The 17529-nt window shown below is 43.8% G+C and carries 17 protein-coding genes and 1 tRNA gene; 5 read left to right on the top strand and 13 right to left on the bottom strand.

Going from position 1 to position 17529, the window contains the following annotated elements; all coding sequences use genetic code 11:
- Window positions 1-184: 184 nt before the first annotated feature.
- From NLZ44_RS12560 to moaC, 7 genes are all read right to left on the bottom strand, one after another.
- On the bottom strand, window positions 185-559 hold the full coding sequence (locus NLZ44_RS12560; protein ID WP_228116341.1) for a nucleotidyltransferase family protein: 375 nt from the start codon (window positions 557-559) through the stop codon (window positions 185-187).
- 34 nt (window positions 560-593) lie between these two features.
- Window positions 594-1052: a DUF29 domain-containing protein gene (locus tag NLZ44_RS12555; protein ID WP_493749993.1), complete on the bottom strand. Its 459-nt coding sequence runs from the start codon at window positions 1050-1052 to the stop codon at window positions 594-596.
- 37 nt (window positions 1053-1089) lie between these two features.
- Entirely contained in the window at window positions 1090-1557 is a 468-nt protein-coding gene (locus NLZ44_RS12550; protein WP_493749992.1) for a DUF29 domain-containing protein, read from the bottom strand.
- Window positions 1558-1574: 17 nt separating this feature from the next.
- Window positions 1575-2012, bottom strand: a complete 438-nt coding sequence (locus tag NLZ44_RS12545; RefSeq protein WP_006625234.1) for a tetratricopeptide repeat protein — start codon at window positions 2010-2012, stop codon at window positions 1575-1577.
- An 88-nt stretch (window positions 2013-2100) separates the two neighbouring features.
- Window positions 2101-2835, bottom strand: a complete 735-nt coding sequence (locus NLZ44_RS12540; RefSeq protein ID WP_493749991.1) for an HAD-IA family hydrolase — start codon at window positions 2833-2835, stop codon at window positions 2101-2103.
- Window positions 2836-4032 carry an NAD(P)/FAD-dependent oxidoreductase gene (locus NLZ44_RS12535; RefSeq protein WP_008051357.1) on the bottom strand — a complete coding sequence of 399 codons (1197 nt, stop codon included), beginning with the start codon at window positions 4030-4032 and terminating at the stop codon, window positions 2836-2838.
- Between the two features lie 403 nt (window positions 4033-4435).
- The gene (gene moaC, locus NLZ44_RS12530; protein WP_006625231.1) at window positions 4436-4960 is read right to left on the bottom strand and encodes a cyclic pyranopterin monophosphate synthase MoaC; all 525 of its coding nucleotides are present in this window, start codon (window positions 4958-4960) and stop codon (window positions 4436-4438) included.
- 62 nt (window positions 4961-5022) lie between these two features.
- On the opposite strand from moaC, the gene NLZ44_RS12525 reads away from it, so the two are divergent.
- Window positions 5023-5096: transfer RNA gene (locus NLZ44_RS12525), tRNA-Arg, on the top strand.
- 763 nt (window positions 5097-5859) lie between these two features.
- Here the strand turns inward: NLZ44_RS12525 and NLZ44_RS12520 are convergent.
- The gene (locus NLZ44_RS12520) at window positions 5860-8769 is read right to left on the bottom strand and encodes a glycerol-3-phosphate acyltransferase (RefSeq protein ID WP_493749990.1); all 2910 of its coding nucleotides are present in this window, start codon (window positions 8767-8769) and stop codon (window positions 5860-5862) included.
- Between the two features lie 133 nt (window positions 8770-8902).
- Between NLZ44_RS12520 and psb35 the strand changes: the two genes are divergently transcribed.
- Window positions 8903-9070, top strand: coding sequence for a photosystem II assembly protein Psb35 (psb35, locus tag NLZ44_RS12515; RefSeq protein ID WP_006625228.1), 168 nt, complete (start codon window positions 8903-8905; stop codon window positions 9068-9070).
- Window positions 9071-9150: 80 nt separating this feature from the next.
- On the opposite strand, the gene NLZ44_RS12510 is transcribed toward psb35, so the two are convergent.
- Window positions 9151-9909 carry an LmeA family phospholipid-binding protein gene (locus NLZ44_RS12510; protein ID WP_315662920.1) on the bottom strand — a complete coding sequence of 253 codons (759 nt, stop codon included), beginning with the start codon at window positions 9907-9909 and terminating at the stop codon, window positions 9151-9153.
- Between the two features lie 218 nt (window positions 9910-10127).
- On the opposite strand from NLZ44_RS12510, the gene NLZ44_RS12505 reads away from it, so the two are divergent.
- A complete protein-coding gene (locus NLZ44_RS12505; RefSeq protein WP_317267535.1) occupies window positions 10128-10280 on the top strand; it encodes a hypothetical protein in 153 nt (50 codons plus the stop codon).
- A 31-nt stretch (window positions 10281-10311) separates the two neighbouring features.
- Entirely contained in the window at window positions 10312-10842 is a 531-nt protein-coding gene (locus tag NLZ44_RS12500) for a type IV pilin-like G/H family protein (protein ID WP_493749989.1), read from the top strand.
- Window positions 10843-10845: 3 nt separating this feature from the next.
- On the opposite strand, the gene NLZ44_RS12495 is transcribed toward NLZ44_RS12500, so the two are convergent.
- From NLZ44_RS12495 to tftA, 4 genes are read right to left on the bottom strand one after another with little or no spacing between them, the layout of a single operon-like run.
- Complete coding sequence (locus NLZ44_RS12495; RefSeq protein WP_493749988.1) at window positions 10846-12132, bottom strand: serine/threonine protein kinase; 1287 nt, start codon at window positions 12130-12132, stop codon at window positions 10846-10848.
- Complete coding sequence (locus NLZ44_RS12490) at window positions 12129-14168, bottom strand: serine/threonine protein kinase (RefSeq protein WP_493749987.1); 2040 nt, start codon at window positions 14166-14168, stop codon at window positions 12129-12131. The genes NLZ44_RS12495 and NLZ44_RS12490 overlap by 4 nt, the downstream gene beginning before the upstream one ends.
- Before the next feature lie 40 nt (window positions 14169-14208).
- On the bottom strand, window positions 14209-15624 hold the full coding sequence (locus NLZ44_RS12485) for a 2-succinylbenzoate--CoA ligase (RefSeq protein WP_493749986.1): 1416 nt from the start codon (window positions 15622-15624) through the stop codon (window positions 14209-14211).
- Window positions 15625-15627: 3 nt separating this feature from the next.
- Entirely contained in the window at window positions 15628-16989 is a 1362-nt protein-coding gene (tftA, locus tag NLZ44_RS12480; RefSeq protein ID WP_006625224.1) for a hormogonium tapered terminus morphoprotein TftA, read from the bottom strand.
- A 132-nt stretch (window positions 16990-17121) separates the two neighbouring features.
- Between tftA and NLZ44_RS12475 the strand changes: the two genes are divergently transcribed.
- The gene (locus tag NLZ44_RS12475; protein WP_493749985.1) at window positions 17122-17493 is read left to right on the top strand and encodes a VOC family protein; all 372 of its coding nucleotides are present in this window, start codon (window positions 17122-17124) and stop codon (window positions 17491-17493) included.
- Window positions 17494-17529: the final 36 nt, after the last annotated feature.

The following is a 17529-nucleotide window of genomic DNA, read 5'->3' as shown; positions in this document are numbered from 1 at the left end:
GTCAGAATAGCTGTTACAAATTATACCACGAAAATTATTCCTCCTTAACTATGACTGCTTTCACTACCTTGAGTAGCTAAAATCACATACCTGGCTATTCTACCACACCATGGCAAAAAAGCGATCGCCTTCCCGCCACTGAAACAACACTTAACATTCCTCCAACTCCTGTAACTCACTGGGACTAACCTGCCTCATAAACACATTCCCCTGTTTGCAATACTCGATCGCGAAAATGTGGTTCTAAATCCTCAAAAGGTTTCAAATCCACCCATCGCCGCGTTAAGTCATTCGCCTCCGCCACCGCCAAAAAATAATCTTTTTTTCTCAACCCTTCCACCGCCAAATCAATATCAGAAGTTTCCCTAAACCTCCCCCTAACTAACGACCCGAATAGGATAACCCGCCTCACTCCAAACTGACTCACCAGCATTTCTACAATTGTATCCACATCCGATCGCGCCTGGTTGACTAATTTTTGATTTTGCGCCGCCTGCTGCGTCATTCGTTGTTTCCAATAAGCTAGGCGATCGCTATTCACAAATTCCTGATTCATCATCTTTCCCCCACAATTCTACCCTAATATCCTTGATTTACGGAAACCAATTTTCATCTAATACCTGGTCTAAGTTGGCGATCGCCTTTTCCGGGAAAGTCTCTAGGGGAAGTTGCGATCGCATTGAGGCAATTTCCCGACCATCTTGATAACACTGCTCAAATATTTGTTGTAAATAAGGTTTCAGACTCGGACTATCTTCTAATTCATCTTTAATCTGCTTGCGAAAATTAGTAACTTCTCCCCGCCAATGTCCGTAATTATTAGACCTTTCCGCCTCCCAATATTTTAATTTTAGCAAATGTTCAATCAGGTTTCTTAGCAAGCTCTTTAATTTCTTTTTGTCCCGCCGTCCCAAGTCCGTTATCTCCTCAATTAAGTTGTCTAAATCAAGGCAATCAAACGCTTGGTTTTCTAGGTGTTTAACCGTTTCCAGAACCCAGAGATTATAATCCGTATCATATAGACTTTTCAGTGATTCGCTTAACTGTTGCATGGTTAAGTTATGCCTCCATTATATCAGCCTTTAATCACTACTTACTCACCCGAGGAAACCAATTTTCATCTAATACCTCGTCTAAGTTGGCGATCGCACTTTCGGGGAAGGTGTTAAGGGGGAGTTGAGAATGTCTACCCGCCAATTTACAACCATCTTGATAACATTGGCTGAGTTGATCATCTAGGTAATTTCTCAGGCTAGGACTATCTTCTAACAGTCTGAGGATCTGCAATCTAAAATTAGTTATTTCTCTTTCCCAATGTCCTCGATTTCTTTCCGTTTCCGCCTCCCCGTATTGCCACATTAGCAAATGCTCAAATGACAGCCTTAAAAGATTCCTTAACTCTCTTTTCTCCATCGCAGCCCAGCCTAGAATTTCCGCGATTAAGTTCTCCAAATCCAGAGCCTCGAAATCGCTTGTTTCTAGATGTTTAACCGTTTCCAGAACCCAGAGATGATAATCCCTATCATATAAGCTGGCTTCGTCGCTGAGTTGATTCATGAGTAGCCAGATATTAACTAATCTTCAACCGCTGTCTGTGTATCAGCTTTTAACTGTTTCAAGAGATTTTGATAATCCTCAATATCGGGATATAAACTCACCAACTTTTCCAAAGGTGCGATCGCCTCTTCCAGTTTATTTTGTTGTAAGCGAACCATCACCAACCCTTCCAAAGCTGTTTGATTTTCCGGTTCCCGTTGCAAAACCGACTGATAACCCTGTTCTTGGCGTTCTAACTGTGATACAATTGTGGCAACCTCCTCCGCTTGGTTTACCTCCGAGGATTGGGAATTACTGCGAAACATTGCACCCAAACCCGAAGACATCATCCCCAGAAAAGCTGCCGTCGAAATGAACATTATAACCTTCTGTAGTTTTTTGCGACGTTCCATGCGGCGAGCGATCGCCTCTCCGTAGTGTTTTCTCAGAGAATCGGAATTTTCGACAGTTCCCATTTGATCAATACCTCCCTAAACCAGGTCACATCAACCCATATAACTATTTTACCCAACTTGACCGCTATTGCGATCAGGTCGGTGTAATTTAGCGATCGCAATTGAACTCAATCTCTGCTAAGGTAGAATAGGACGCTTTACCTGGCGTTGAGGGAGTATCTCGTTCTACTAATACCCCCGCTATTCCCGCTGATTTTGCTCCCTCATAGTCCGCTGTAAAACTGTCCCCAATATGCAAAACTTCTCCTGGCTGAAAATCGTATTTTTCTAGTGCGACCGCAAAAATTTTCGGGTCAGGTTTAGCCGCACCCACTTCTGTGGAAATCGTCACCGTCGAGAAAAATCCCCCTAAATCCAAAACTTCTAACACTGGATATAACCGGGAATCAAAGTTAGATAAAACTCCTAATTCTATACCACAATTTCGCCACTTTGTCAACGTGGGAATTACATCAGGATAAACCACCCAAGGTTCAGCCGTCGCAAATTCTTGGTAAAGGTGATCAAAAAACTTGGGGAAGTCCGAAAACTCCTGAAAAACCCCGACAGCCTTAAAACTTTCGGCGGCAATATCGCGCCACCAGGCTAGTTCTAATTGGGGAATTTCCGCCATATCTGCGCCGGGAAAAGCCATGGGTGTAGCCGCGCTAAAACTATGATAAAATGCCTGATTTAGGGTTTTAGGACAGACATTAACTCCCCATTTTTGGGCGATTTTGCTGTAAATATCGCCCACACTTTCTCGGACACCAAAGAGGGTTCCCACCGCATCTAGTAAGATTAATTTAGGCGGCAGAATGTTATCATTTATCATCATGGGCATTTATTTATTGATCATCAACTCTTGAATGGGGCGACTTATCCAGTTAAATGCTACCCGCATTTGATGTTCTAAGGTGGGTAAACGATACAGATAAATGAGGCGGCGGGCGACATGGGCTAACTGTCCATCGAGTTTAATTCCTAAACCTGTGAGAGTCGCGTTATCTTTCCCTAAAGTCATCATTTCTCCTAGGGCTTGATAATGGAAAGATAGCAGGGGTCTCCCGGTTAAAGATGCCCACAGATTCCAGCCCGCATAATCGGCTTGTTGAAAGGCAGCTTGGGCGGTTTTGGGAACTTTTTTGCCTTCCGCATCATGACAGTCGGCGAGGTCTCCCAGGGCGAATATTTCCGGGTGTTCAATGACTTGTAATTGGGGATTAATGATGATTTGATGTTCGGTGTTTTGTTTCAGGGGAAGCGATCGCACTAAATCCGGGGTCTGGGTTCCCACCGTCCACATAACAATATCAACCGGTAAAGTATCTACCTGGTCGCGATATTCGAGGGTAATACTTTCGGCATCTAGGGATTGAACAGTAGTTTCTAAATCCAGCCAAACCTGTCGTTCTGATAGGGCTTTTTGGGCAGCTTCCCGGTTAAAGTCGGGGGCAGATTTGAGGATTTTTTCCCCTCTTTCCACTAGGCGCAAACGACCGCGTTTTCCGAGTCTTTCCGCTAATTTACAGGCTAATTCTACCCCACTATAACCGCCGCCAATGATGGCTACTCTAATTTTTTCCGCGTCCGAGGCTTCCAGGATACGCAAACGTTCTTGTAAACGATAAGCATCCTCCACCCGACGAAAAGGTATGGCGTATTGTTGGGAACCTGGTACTATATCAAGGGGGGTTTCTCCTCCCATGGCTAAAACTAGGCGATCGTAATCGAGAAATTGACCATCTTGTAATTGCACCTGTTGGGCGGTAATATCAATATCGGCAACAGTTCCCTGAATAAACCGGATGGGTGTTTCTTCCAGGAGTTGTTCAAACGGTGGCGCAATTTCCCAGGCTTGTAGTTCTCCGGTCACCAGTTCATAAAGTAGGGGCGCAAATACAAAGCGGTCTCTGGAGTCAACTATAGTAATTTCCGGGGTTTGTGTGGGTAGCCACGGTAACTGGGTTAAACGTAGGGCGGTATATAGCCCCCCGAAACCACCACCGAGAATACAAATGCGAGTTGGTTGTTCTGTCATAGGTTTGGGAGCATGATTTAATCTCAAATTAGGTTAACATTTTACGGCAATACGGTATAATACCAAGTATGGTGCGAGACCTTCGGGTATGAAATAGAGCTGAAATGGGCGAAATAACTACCCGGTGAGGAGTTCAACCCCTTGGTTGATTGGGTAGCATCCCTGGCCATCCCATCATAACACAGCCTGATTTTTTTGCCCACCTTCGAGACTTCCAATATGGCCAGTCAGGTGAAGCGTCTAATCAGGTCTAAGACTGCCCGCGTCACGCTGAAATGGGCGCATTATCGATATATTCAACCAAGGGGTTGAATTCCCCACCAGGCGGTTATTTCGGGCATTTCAGCCTTATTTCATGCCTGAACGTCTCGCACTATCAATTATTAAGATAGCAAGGCGATCGCTATTTCGGCAGTGGCTGGGACAATGGCTGCTGATAATCTCCTGATTTTCCCCCCGTTTTACTCAACAGACGAATTGACCCAATTTCCATGGATTTATCTAGGGCTTTAGCCATGTCATAGAGGGTTAAGGCGGCGATGGAAACAGCGGTTAGGGCTTCCATTTCTACCCCCGTTTCCGCGATGGTTATGGCTTCCGCGCGGATCTGATAACCTGGGAGTTGGGGGTCGGCGGTGAATGTAACATCTATTTTAGCCAGGGGGAGTGGATGACACAGGGGGATTAATTGGGCCGTTTGTTTGGCGGCCATAATTCCGGCAATTTTGGCGGTTCCCAGAACATCTCCTTTGGGTGCGTTTCCCAATGCGATCGCTTTTAGGGTTTCCGGAAGCATTTTCACCGATCCCATGGCGATCGCCACCCGCCGAGTTTTGGGCTTCTCTGACACATCCACCATCTGCGCTTCTCCCTTAGAATCAAGGTGGGTTAAAGATTGGGGAGAATTTTCTAAATAATTGCTTGTCATTTTCGGAAAGTGTGTTATTATCTTAAATGGCGGTGAAACAAGTCTAAGTTTAACGCCAACGGGGGCTTGTAGCTCAGTGGACTAGAGCACGTGGCTACGGACCACGGTGTCGGGGGTTCGAATCCCTCCTAGCCCGTTTTGTATAAACTCTGATTAGAACGGCGATTATCGGGAAACACTCAACCCGATAGTCGCACTGTCAATCCCTAGGACTATCTTAATAAACCCGCCCCACCCCCGATAATTAATGTGGTGCGTCAGAGCCATAAAATTGGCCGTTGACCCGATAGGTTATCCCTGTGACGCACCCTACTTCCTTAGAAACCCGGTTTCTTTGAGAAACCGGGTTTCTTGACCTCGGCGATAATTGTAGGGGCGGGTTCTGGTGTCAATTTTCCATCCCTACGACTATCTTAATAAACCCGCCCCCCGTCTGCGGCTGTCAATTTTCCATCCCTAGGACTATCTTAATAAACCCGCCCCCTCCCGATAATTAATGTGGTGCGTCAGAGCCATAAAATTAGCCGTTGACCCGATAGGTTATCCCTGTGACGCACCCTACTTCCTTAGAAACCCGGTTTCTTTGAGAAACCGGGTTTCTTGACCTCGGCGATAATTGTAGGGGCGGGTTCTGGTGTCAATTTTCCATCCCTACAACCATATTAATAAACCCGCCCCACCCCCGATAATTAATGTGGTGCGTCAGAGCCATAAAATTAGCCGTTGACCCGATAGGTTATCCCTGTGACGCACCCTACTTCCTTAGAAACCCGCCCCACCCCCGATAATTAATGTGGTGCGTCAGAACCATAAAATTGGCTGTTGACCCGATAGGTTATCCCTGTGACGCACCCTACGAGGGTGATAATTATTAATTATTAATTATTAATTATTAATTATTAATTGGAATTGTCCAAAATCTCGATCGTTCCCCGGTAGCCGTCTACCCGGACCCGTTGACCGGTCTTGAGGCGGGACATGGCTTGGGAGACATTCATCACCGCCGGAATGCCATATTCGCGGGCGACGATCGCCCCATGGGATAACTGACCCCCCACCTCAGAAATAATCGCCGCCGCCCCCATGAGTAAAGGAGCCCAACCCGCATCAGTATAGGGGACTACCACAATGGGCTTTTCGATGCCATTTTCCAAGCCTTCCGCCAAATTCCGACAAACCTGTACATAGCCTTCCACGGAGCCGACACTGGCGGGAATTCCCTGTAAAGCGCCTTCGAGGGGTTCTGGTTTAGGTTCGGGTAGCAAATTCCCATAAACTACGGGAGGGACGGTGCGATCGCGATCGCATTCATACTGTTGTCGCCGCCGTTTGACCACTTCCCGCCATTGCGGATCAATTCCCGACTCTATCCAACTGCGAATTTCGGATAATTTCAAAAAGAAAATATCCCCCGGTTGCGTGAGAATTTCCGACTCTAAGGCGACGGCTTCAATTGCCAAAAAAGTCCAGCGCAAATGAGCCAATAATTTACCATAAACCTCGGCAATTTCACCCTTAATTATAGCTCGTTGATAACACCGATTGAGCCGCCATTTTTGCCATAAACTAAATCCGCCCAAATTGCGATTTGTGCCACTGGCGGGATTTTCCGCCATAGTGAATAACATCTGCCGAAATGTCTGGGGTTGTTCCCACCAAGTCGCGACGGAAATATCGGTTCCCACTTCACTTAAATATCCATACTCGCGCAACCATTGTTTAAACTGTTGTTGCCACTCAGGATTTTGAGAAAACTGGTCTGCTAATACCTGTAAATTTTCCCCTTCCGGGAGGCGATCGGCAATTTTCTGTAACTCGCGCATGGAAGCGACTTCGGGGGAATTAGCCACGGGTAGCCATTCCTCTGGGACTTGAAAAAGCGATCGCCGAATTGCCAAGCCAATGGGTCCCAAAATATTGTAATAAGTGGCTAATTTCAGGATTTCTTGAATCCGGTCAACCCGTTGGATCAACTGTGGTAAAGATAGGGAACTTGGTAGGCGAGTTTCATAATAACTATCAGCTTCTAGTCGTTGTAAACCTGGCTCGAAAATCTTGTCGCGATCGCGTTCAAATTCATGGACTAGCGCCAACTCTCTCTGTACCAATAACCATAAACCTGGCACAGAAGCCAACATGGTTTTTAGGGGTGGTTTACCCATATTTTCCCCCCGCAACAGAAACTCTAAACCCTGTTCTGGTAATCCCATCATCCTAAAAATTTCCCCCAACAGGGTGGCATTAAAATAGGCGTGGGAACCTAAGAGAGTGGCGGTTTCTTTAAAGTCTAGTTTACTGGCTTTTTTCCCTAAAACCAGGCTAAAAATTTCCCCCCATACTCCACAGGTCAAAGGCCGATTAATTGACCAAGTGAGGGGAGGAATTACCCCCGGAATTACCTCGGCGGCAATTTTCCGAGTCCAAATAGGTCGCAGGTTGGTAATGGGTCGAGTTTGCAATATCCAAATCTGTTCGCCATCCCAAACCCATTCTATATCTTGGGGTAAACCATGATAAAATGCTTCGATCGCCTGTGCTTCCGCTACTAAATCCCCTAGTAGCGATCGCGATAATAAACCATCATCTCCCAGTTGATTTAAACTCTCATAGGTAGCCGTCTCTGTGGCGGTTTCTATTTCTAAATGTACGGGGGTATTTTGCCCAGAAACTACCACATCTCCTTCCCCGGCTAAGGCTTCTATGACCACCTGGGAACCTCCATCTAAGGGATTCCGGGTAAACATGACCCCAGATATCTGGGCGCTAATATAGGGTTGAATTAAAACGGCAATTCCGGTGTCAGATAAATTTCTTTGGTGGCGATAGGCTTTGGCTTCCGCACTCCAGTAAGAGTCTCGACAACGGGCGATCGCCGACCGCAATTCTGCCTCAGATGTAATCGGACCAACGGTGGTATATTGTCCGGCGGCGGAACTGCTATCTCCATCTTCTCCCAAGGCGGAAGAACGCACAATCAAAGGATAACTATAACTCGGTGTTGGCAGTTGAAAATAGTCGATTTCGTCTTGATGTTGGGATTTGGTATCTCGGGCAATTTCTTGATGGCCCATAGTGGGCAAAACCCAGCCGGAAGGCACTTTAAATCCGGCTTGTTTGAGTTGACTAAGCCGGGTGGCTTTTTCGCCACAGCTATCAATATCTAGGGGGTCATTTAAGGATAATAATTGCTGTTTCATAAACAAGCCAAAATCATCACCTTGGCGCAGGTTAATTATAATCAACACCAAAGCTAAAGCGATCGCTGCTAGGAGTTCTCCTAATGATAAATCACGATGGTCAGGGAGACTATGCCAAGCAGCCAACCAGAGGGGACTACTTAAACAGGCGAAACGCATAGCCCGGAGTCGGGCGCGGGTAGGTTGACTCGGCCAAATAGTCAGGGCTAACCGCCACAGTAATAGGCCGCTAATCCCTGCGGAGATAGCCACTGGGGGAGAATAAACTAAAACCCCCCAAGTGGCATTGGTGACACCGCCGCCTCTGGCAATCAGATATCGACCGACTACCAGGAAAACTAGGGAAATTAGGGCTAAGGGTTCCCATTCACTAGGAAATAGCGATCGGGCGACAATTACTGGGATAATACCTCGGAGCGCTTCAGCTACAGCCGCGAAAATACCCGCGACCCTCCCGGCTTGGGTAAAAGCTGCCGCAACCCCGACGTTACCGCTACCCTGCTTGGCTAAGTCAATGCGAGTTAACCCTTTGACAATCCAACTGGTTAGGGGAAGTCCCCCTAACACAAAGCTACCGACCATCATCAATAATCCAAAAACCCAAGGTGGCATTGGGAATTTTTCCTCTACAGCGCGCAATGTATGTATTGCAGTGTAACCCCAAATGGAAGTGAAAAACTCCTAGGCTGCTCTATCAGGTAGGATAATCGTTAATACATTGGTGAAGTGAAAGGAAATATCTATCATGGAAAATACCCTTTGGATTCCGGTAGCTGTCTTGGTTGTGGGTTTTATTGCTGCTGTGAGTATTGGCTCGATCGCTTGGTACAATTCTAAACGACCCCCCGGTTGGGAGGGTAAGGATCGCCCCGATTTTATCCCTAAAGTTGGTAAGGATGATCCTAAATCCTAACCCACCTATCCGGTGGTAGTTGACTGCCTAGGGCTTAGACAATAGGCCCTAGGCTTGGGTTGCTGACCATCAACCCACGATTAACCCCTTTTTCCCTTGGGAAATTGGTTGATTTGCGCTGAACCGTAGAAAATTAGGGACTCATTCTGAATCCGCATCCGATCAACCCGCAGTTGTGTACCTTCTAGGGCAAACTTATCGAGATCAAGTAAATTGTTGACGTGATCAATCATGGCTTTGCCTAGGTTGACAGCCTCTTGGTCTCCGTTATATTGGACGTTGACAAATTGGATATGCCGACGTTTTTGTACTTCGACCTGGGCGCAAAAATCTACACAGGTTAAACTCCGAGAGTCGCCAATCCTGATCTGAGACTGAAACCCTAGGGTATTATCTGGGTTGACCTGCATTTGGGTTTTCTGAAACTTTAGGGGTTCGCCCTGATACTGGAGACGTTGTAACTTCTCTACAATGAAGGGGGTATTAAAGGATTCTGTCAGATCCTCTTGGGTCAAAACTACTCGCATCACTGCCATTGTCGGTTGTCGCAGTTGGACTTGACCAGAAAAAATGGCGCTAAAGTCGATCGCCACTGCTTCTAGGTAGAGTTCCATCACTGCGATCCGCAGACCATTGTACATCAGCATTCCTTTGCCAATGAAGTCAAATCCATCTACGCTTCCCTGTAACAGCTTGGCCACGGGTTCGGCACGGACGTTAGCTTCTATGTGATCAGAACGTTTGAATAATGAGGCGATCGCCGCCCCGACAACTTTACTGACCAGGCGATCGCCACTTGGGGCCTGAATCGGACTGCTTCCAAACAAAGCCTGTACCATTCCCTTTGCTCGCTTGCTATCGCCCGCTATTATAACGGAATCTTAAGATATGTTAAATACTTTGTGGCGATCGTCTCCATATATAACCCTTATATCCCACATAAGACAGGGTTTTTCAGCTTTGCACTTGACAAAATCACACTGTACAGTCTATCCTAATACTCTAGTAGCACTCAAATAGCACTCAAACGGTAAAATCTAGCAAGTATCAGGGATTTATGGATATATTATCACTAGCGCTGCTACTGGGGGCTATTGTGGCTTCCGATGAAATTTTAAACCGCAACTGGCAACTATCGCGCCGTCTACTGGAATGGATCGATAACTTAGGGAAACAGTCCCGTCAGCCAGACAAAAACCCGCCTCGTTAAGGCGGCGATTTTCCCGGAGTCTGTAGAAACCATGAATAACCTGGCTAAATTGTCGATTTACTCGGGCGCTTTACTCAGCCTAGTCCTACCATTTTATGATTTTGACTGCCATTGTTTTTTTCCGGTTGAACCGTCTGATTTGGCTAGAAATAAACAAGGTCAGGAGTTTATTAATACCATTAGTTTAACCCAACGGTCTTATTTTGCCGAACATGAAAGATTTGCTAGGGAACTGGATGATTTAGGGTTAGGAATAGCCACAGAAACTGAAAGATACAGATATCGTATTTTACAGCCCATGATACCCGTTCAATCCCCTGGTTATCATACCACCAAACCTAAACTTACAAGCGATCCCGTTTTTATCATGGCTCAGTCCAATGTCCCTAATCTCCCAGATTATTTAGCGGCAGTTTTTGCCATTACTGATGATAATAATCAAATTAATACAAAACATCAAATTTGTCAAATTAATTTTGGCAACTATTCATTATCAGCATTACCTCGAATGGTCAACAATCAAATAATTTGTCCACAGGGAACAATTGCTGTGGTCCGGTAATCCCTAATCAACCGCAACTGTCAGATTTTGTGTAGCGGTAAGTTGACTATCTACAAACAGCTTAAATGTCCAAACTCCGTCTATAATTTCATCTTGGTTAGCCCGAAAATTGGCAAAACAAAATACTGTAGACTGAGAGGGAGATATAGACAAAACTGATTCTCCCATGGCTACTAATTGACCTTTACCATTCCAGATTTGACAATGGGTTATATATTGATTATTCGGTAGTTCCGACAAATCTGTGGCAAAATATACCCGCGCCCAACTTCTTTTAGACAGGGTTAGTTTATTGTTGTTAAAACTTAGATAATTTCCCTCGGCTTCTAGGTTAACAGAGTTGACAAGGGCTGGTGTAGTTTCTGGGGGTTTGGGGGTACTGTGTTGGAGGGTTTTAGCAGTCCAAAATCCCACCGCAGCGATTAATAAAATAGTGATTGATGAAAAAGCGATCGCATAATTATTTTTTACTATTTTTCGTGGGCTTAATACCGGAATAGATATCAACTCTTCTAGGGATGCTTGGGCGTTAGGATAGCGATTATTACAGTTGGGTTCCACCATTTTTTTTAGCCAACTGATGAAAGCTGGACTTAAATCAGATACCCGATTTTCAAAGTTAATCTTTCCCCCTTCATCAATTAATAATCCCACTTCCGTAGCCGGAACACCCGTTAATAAACAAATGAGAGTCACACCCAAACTGTAGAGGTCTGATGCTTGGTTTAATTGACGATTAAACATCTGTTCTGGTGGCATAAATCCGAGGGTTCCTTTGACCACACTACTGACGGCTACTTCTCCACCCCCTAACCGCGCAAAACCAAAATCAACTAAACTTACATCTAAGCGATCGCTAACTAATATATTATCAGGTTTTAAGTCTCGGTGAATAACTGGGGGGATGCAATTTTGTAAATATTTAAGAATCTCTAAAACTGATATAGCAATGTGTTTAACCTCCTGGGGAGTCCATGGTTTTGATTTGGTTAAAGAGGGCGCGTTTTTATATTCCTGAACCATACAGAAACCATCCACAGTGGGGAAGGAGTCCAGATAATTAGGAATCTGGGGATGGTCTAACTCCCGTAATATCTCAATTTCCTGTTGATAGGCTTTATAGTCTGACCAACTAGCATCAATTCTGGCAAACTGAAACTGTTTGATCACCACCGGAGTTTGGCTATTTATTTCTAAGGCTAAATAAGTCACACGACCCCCGGCGCGGTTATGTCCTAGTTCCTTGGTGATTTGATAGCCATAATTAGAAAAATCAGGATATTTATTCATGGTTTAATTAAAGTGGCTTCCAGGTTACGGTATTGTTTAATAGTCTGAAGTGGTTGGAAAACAATAGATTTTAGTAATGGGATTAGGGTAGCAAATATAGATATGGTTATTATAGTTAATAGTCCTATAATCTCCAGGGTTCCTATACTACTAAAATGCTGTAAAATCTGTTGGGAAAACCGTAAAATTGCCCCCAGGCTGATGCTAAACAATAGAGAATTTATAGCTATAAAAATAGGAGGATTTTTTGATGTTAAATTATTGGTATTTTTAGATATAAACATAAAAGCGATCGCCATATTGATCATCACCGAAAAAGTGCGAACCAAAGCCGAAAAAATCAACCAAATTATAGGAAGACCAATTATTAAAAATAATAAACTTAATGATGTTATTCCTGTGGGTGCTAGCATCGAAGAAAAGATATAAACCAATATTATTAAACCCAAACATCCAAAAGAAAATTCGACAGGTATTTGTAATGACAATATAATTCTGTTAGCAATTAATATTCCAAAAATCAAACCCAGCCTGGCATATATAGCTGATGAATCAAACCCTAATGTTTTCAAAAATAAATATAAAAAACCGTATCCAATTAACCCTCCTAAAAGTCCACTAAGTAGCAAATTGAGTTTTTCCGTTATTTGCGTATGTAAATAACTATCGCCGTCATTTTTGATTAACCTTTTTTCATTATAAAAGAAACCCCAAAACAACAGAAAAACAAATATAATAAATACAGCAAACAAACTAAAATTTTTGCCCACCATAGTTGACATAAATATATTTTTAACTATGGTAGAAATATGAAAACCAAAATATATAAATCCTAGTATCACTAAAACTCTGAACCCTGACAGAGATAATAAATAATGCTTAAATTGCTTGACTGGCGCAGTCTGTATTTGAACTTGGACTAGATAGGTTTCTGGGTTGGAATTAGTAGTTAGAACCACCTCACGATGATAATTTTGTTCTACTAACAGTTTACTGGTATCAATGGTAATACTACAGTTGACTTGATTAGAGTAAAATTTCTGAGGACTAAAGGCAATATAAGGATGTTCATAGGGGGTATGGGGTGGGTCAGAAGGGTGAGGATTCACCGACCACTGACCAGATAAAACCGTATCAGGGACAGGGTTAGTAATCTCAATGATGTGGCTAAGTTGTTCCCCCCATTGTTCAGCTTGAAGTTTAATTGTTTTCTTCCTTGGTAAGCGCACCCTAGGGAGGCGAGAGACATTTAAATTTTTGAGAACTTCCAAGGCTTCCGCTGCATTACTAAACCGATTTTGTACCTTCGGTTCTGTCATTTTTTCTAACCAGTTAATCCAGCCTCTTTCTTGAGGAGGTATTAAATGGCGAAAATGTATCTGATATTCTTCATCAATTAAGTTACCAATATCACCGGAATTGATACCTGTTAATAAACAAATTAGGGTCATCCCTAAAGCATATAAATATGAAGCATTAGTTAGGTGACGATTAAATAGTTGTTCTGGGGGCATAAATCCCATGGTTCCCTTAACCACACTGCTGGCGGCTATGTCACCGCCACCGAGTCTAGCAAAACCAAAGTCAACTAAATAAACTTTTAAGTTATCGTCAATGAGGATGTTTTCTGGTTTAATATCTCTATGAATAATCGAAGGGTATAAAGATTGTAAATAGACCAGAATTTCTAGGGCTGACAGGGCCACTGATTTAATTTGTTCAGGAGTCCAACGGCGACGAGTATCTGCAGAAGCAGCGTTAATATACTCCTGAACCATACAGAATCCGTTGGCGGTTTCAAAGGAATCTAAATAGCGGGGAATACCTGGATGATTGAGGCTTTTTAGGACTTTTATTTCCTGTTGGTAGCTATCATATTCAGACCAAGTTGAAGCGCCTGTTAAAAACTGAAATTGCTTAATTACGACTTTTTGTTGGGTCTGGGAATTTTGGGCGAGGTAAGTAACGCGACCACCGAGGTTATTGCGGTTGAGTGTTTGGATGATTTGATAGTCAAAGCCTAACGGATTATTCATTGGGGAGGATACTCCTAACCACCTTTACTATAAGTTTGGCTTAAATCTTAGGATTAGTCAAGTTTTGGATTTGTTGAATGACCAATTGGCGGTTAATTTTACCTCGGTCATTGCGGGGTAATGTATCAACTGCTATCCAGTTTTTGGGATGTTTATAACGACTGAGACGATCGCCTAAAGAATTGGCTAATATTTGAATAGATACCGGAGGGTCATGGGGAACATAAACCGCCGTGACCACTTCTCCCCAGTGGCGATCGCCAATTCCCACCACACAAACATCAGCCACCATTCCCGTGGCTAAAATAGCGGCTTCTACTTCCACCGGAAAAACATTTTCACCCCCAGTAATAATTTTATCTCCCTGTCTTCCCACCAGGGTTAAATATCCACATTCATCAAAATATCCCAAATCATCAGTAATCAACTGGGTGAGTCTGGGTTGATTTATCTGTGTGTCATGACCCCAACTGAGAGAATTAGCCTGAATTTTAATCAACCCAATTTCGGGAGATTTTACCGGTTGACCCTGTGGATCTACAATCATGACCTTAGCATGGGGAAGGACGCGACCGCTGCTATTGTTTCCGGCTAAAAAATCATCAGGTTTGAGGGTGACAACCCCGGAAGCTGTTTCGGTCATTCCATAGGTGGGAGAAAGTCTAATTTGGTGTCGTCTGGCTTGGTTGAGTAACTCTAACCAAGGGGGACTTCCCCCCAATAAAACGGTGGTAAATTTGGATAACCAATTAGCGGTTTGGGGATGGTGTAAAAGGCGGTGTAGTTGGGTGGGAACTAGGGAAATAAAAAAATCGGAAATATCTAGTTGAGGATAGTCACGGTTTTCTAAATTTTTGCCAGACCAAATTACCAACTGTCCCCCAGTAATTAGCGATCGCACAAATTGCATTAACCCACTCACATGAAATAGGGGTAAAATACAGAAACTATTTATCTGGGATTGGTCAAAATACTGTTGAAATCCTATGGCGGAAGCGGTGAGGGTTTCCCAGGTGTGAACGGCAAATTTTATGGTTCCTGATGTACCACCTGTGGGAATTAATATCGACCCATCTAGAAAAGGCGATCGCCTCATATTTACGGGATTATTGACATGATCAATATTGGCAATCTTGGGAATCTTCCCAAATTGTAAATCCGTTTGACCTATGCGATTAAACACCTGTTCCCATTCCCCAATACTCCAATTTGGATTAGCTAAAATCACGGAACAGTTAGCCATAATACCCGCCCAAAAGGTGGCTAAAAATATGACCGGATCAGGTTCCGCCATTAAAATAGTCGCTGTTTTCCCATATTCTTGATGATAATTAATCAATTCGCCCAGAGTTTGCTGCACAATATCTAGAAATAAATCGCCGTTTTCAGCAATTAAAAAATTGTGAGGCTTAGGGATATTAAAATTCTGTGATTTAGGAGATATTTGATAATCCATAGATTACAGCAAGCCAGACATTTCATAAAGTCTTCGGACTAAAGCCACAATGCGATCGCCATATTGAGGGTCATCAGACCATCTTCCTCCCAAAGAAAACACAGAGGGAGCGACCCCCCTAGTGATATAATCAAAACGAGGGTCTACAATTTCCTGAACAATAGGTTCATGGGTAGCGTAGGCTTTCAGATGTTGAATATGCGCCCTCACCCCTTCTTCAGTAGTAGCAAATGCAGCAATTTCCGAGGAACCCCCAACAGTTCCCAAACCCGCAAAATTATAGTCTGAAGGTTTGACAATTCCGCCAAATTTGAGGAAATCCGTCTCCAAACACATCTGACAAAAAGCCACATCATAATTAACCCCTTCGACCATAGCTTCACGGCGATATAATTTAGCAATTTCGGGAAACTGATTAGGCGCATCAGGATTTTCTGACTTCAGAAATACAATCATTTGTACTTCCGTGGTATATCCTCCCCCCATAATGCGATCAATTTGGTCGTTATAGAGTCGAGAAATCGACCTTAAAACCACCGTCCGATTAGGATTATCCCAACTGACAGCAATACCAAAATTCCGCAAGTCGATCGCCTTAATATAAACAATATTATTATATCGAATCCGAATCACCCTAGCCAATTGGGTTAAGTCAATTCCTAGGCGGTCTACCAAATCGATAGGTATATAAGAGTTACCATTAACCAAAAGTCCCCTTTCCCCATAAACCTGACCGTTAATTCTAATCCCAATTGAACCATAAACCCGATTTCCTGGGGGTAAAGGAGGGGTGGGATTAATATGTTCACTTTTCACCCAAGCCACCAGACCATCAGCCAGACCGGTAGCGATATCTGCGCGGCGGCTTTGTAAAATATTCCGGTCATTAGGATTAGTCAAATAACCGATTTCTATATATAAGGAAGGAATAGCAATCCAACGGCAAAAAATTAGATGTCCGAGTCCAGTTTCCGTGTCCGGTTTAGCGCCACGGCTGGGAAACTGAGGAACCCGCCGCAATAAGGACCAGAGAATCAACTCGGCATCTTTTTTGCGTTGAGAATTATATGCTATATGAAATACAGTAACCCCTCGATTAGAAGGATTAGGAGAGCCTCCCATGTGCAATTCAATAGCCACATCACCACGATGGGAATAAGTATTAATCCAGTCAATAGTTTGGACCTGAGATAGATCATCAGGGACCGCCAAAGCCTGAACCCCACGAGAACGCAATTCTGATAATAATATATCTCGAATTCGGATCATTTCTTGAGCTTCAGTAGTTCCCCCGGCTACAATACCTGGGTCTCTAACCCCATTCTCAAAACCTCCATGACCAGCAGATATAAAAATTCGCGCCATTGTTCAATTAATTTAAGTGATCTCGATAAAAGTAATCAATGATATTAAAACTAGATTATGCCGATCGCCTGATCCCAAAAGTAACTATGATGATCAAGTATAGTCAACCCCCCCATTTTTAAGTTCCCAAATATGGTTTTACACTGTCACGGGGCCGTTGTCACCATCTCGACCCCTAATCTGGCCCAACTCAGCCAATTTTATAGTGATTTATTGGGGATGCCACCCCAGATCTATATTGAGGGAGTGTATGCGGAATTTCAATTACCGGGTTTACGATTAGGGATATTTGAACCCAGAGGGGGCGATCGCCAAGAATTTAGTTCCCCTAAGGGCGCAATGAGTTTATGCTTGCAGGTAAGTGACCTAGAAAAAGCGATCGAGAATTTTCGCGAATTAGGCTACCCACCACCGGGCGAAATTATCACAGCCTCCCACGGTCGGGAAATTTACGCTTATGATTCTTGCGGAAACCGGATTATTGTATACGAATCCAAAACTTGACAGTTGACAATTAACAGTTATTAATTAACCCTGTCC

Source organism: Arthrospira sp. PCC 9901 (genome assembly GCF_059013425.1).
This window is presented reverse-complemented; position numbering and strand designations above follow the sequence as displayed.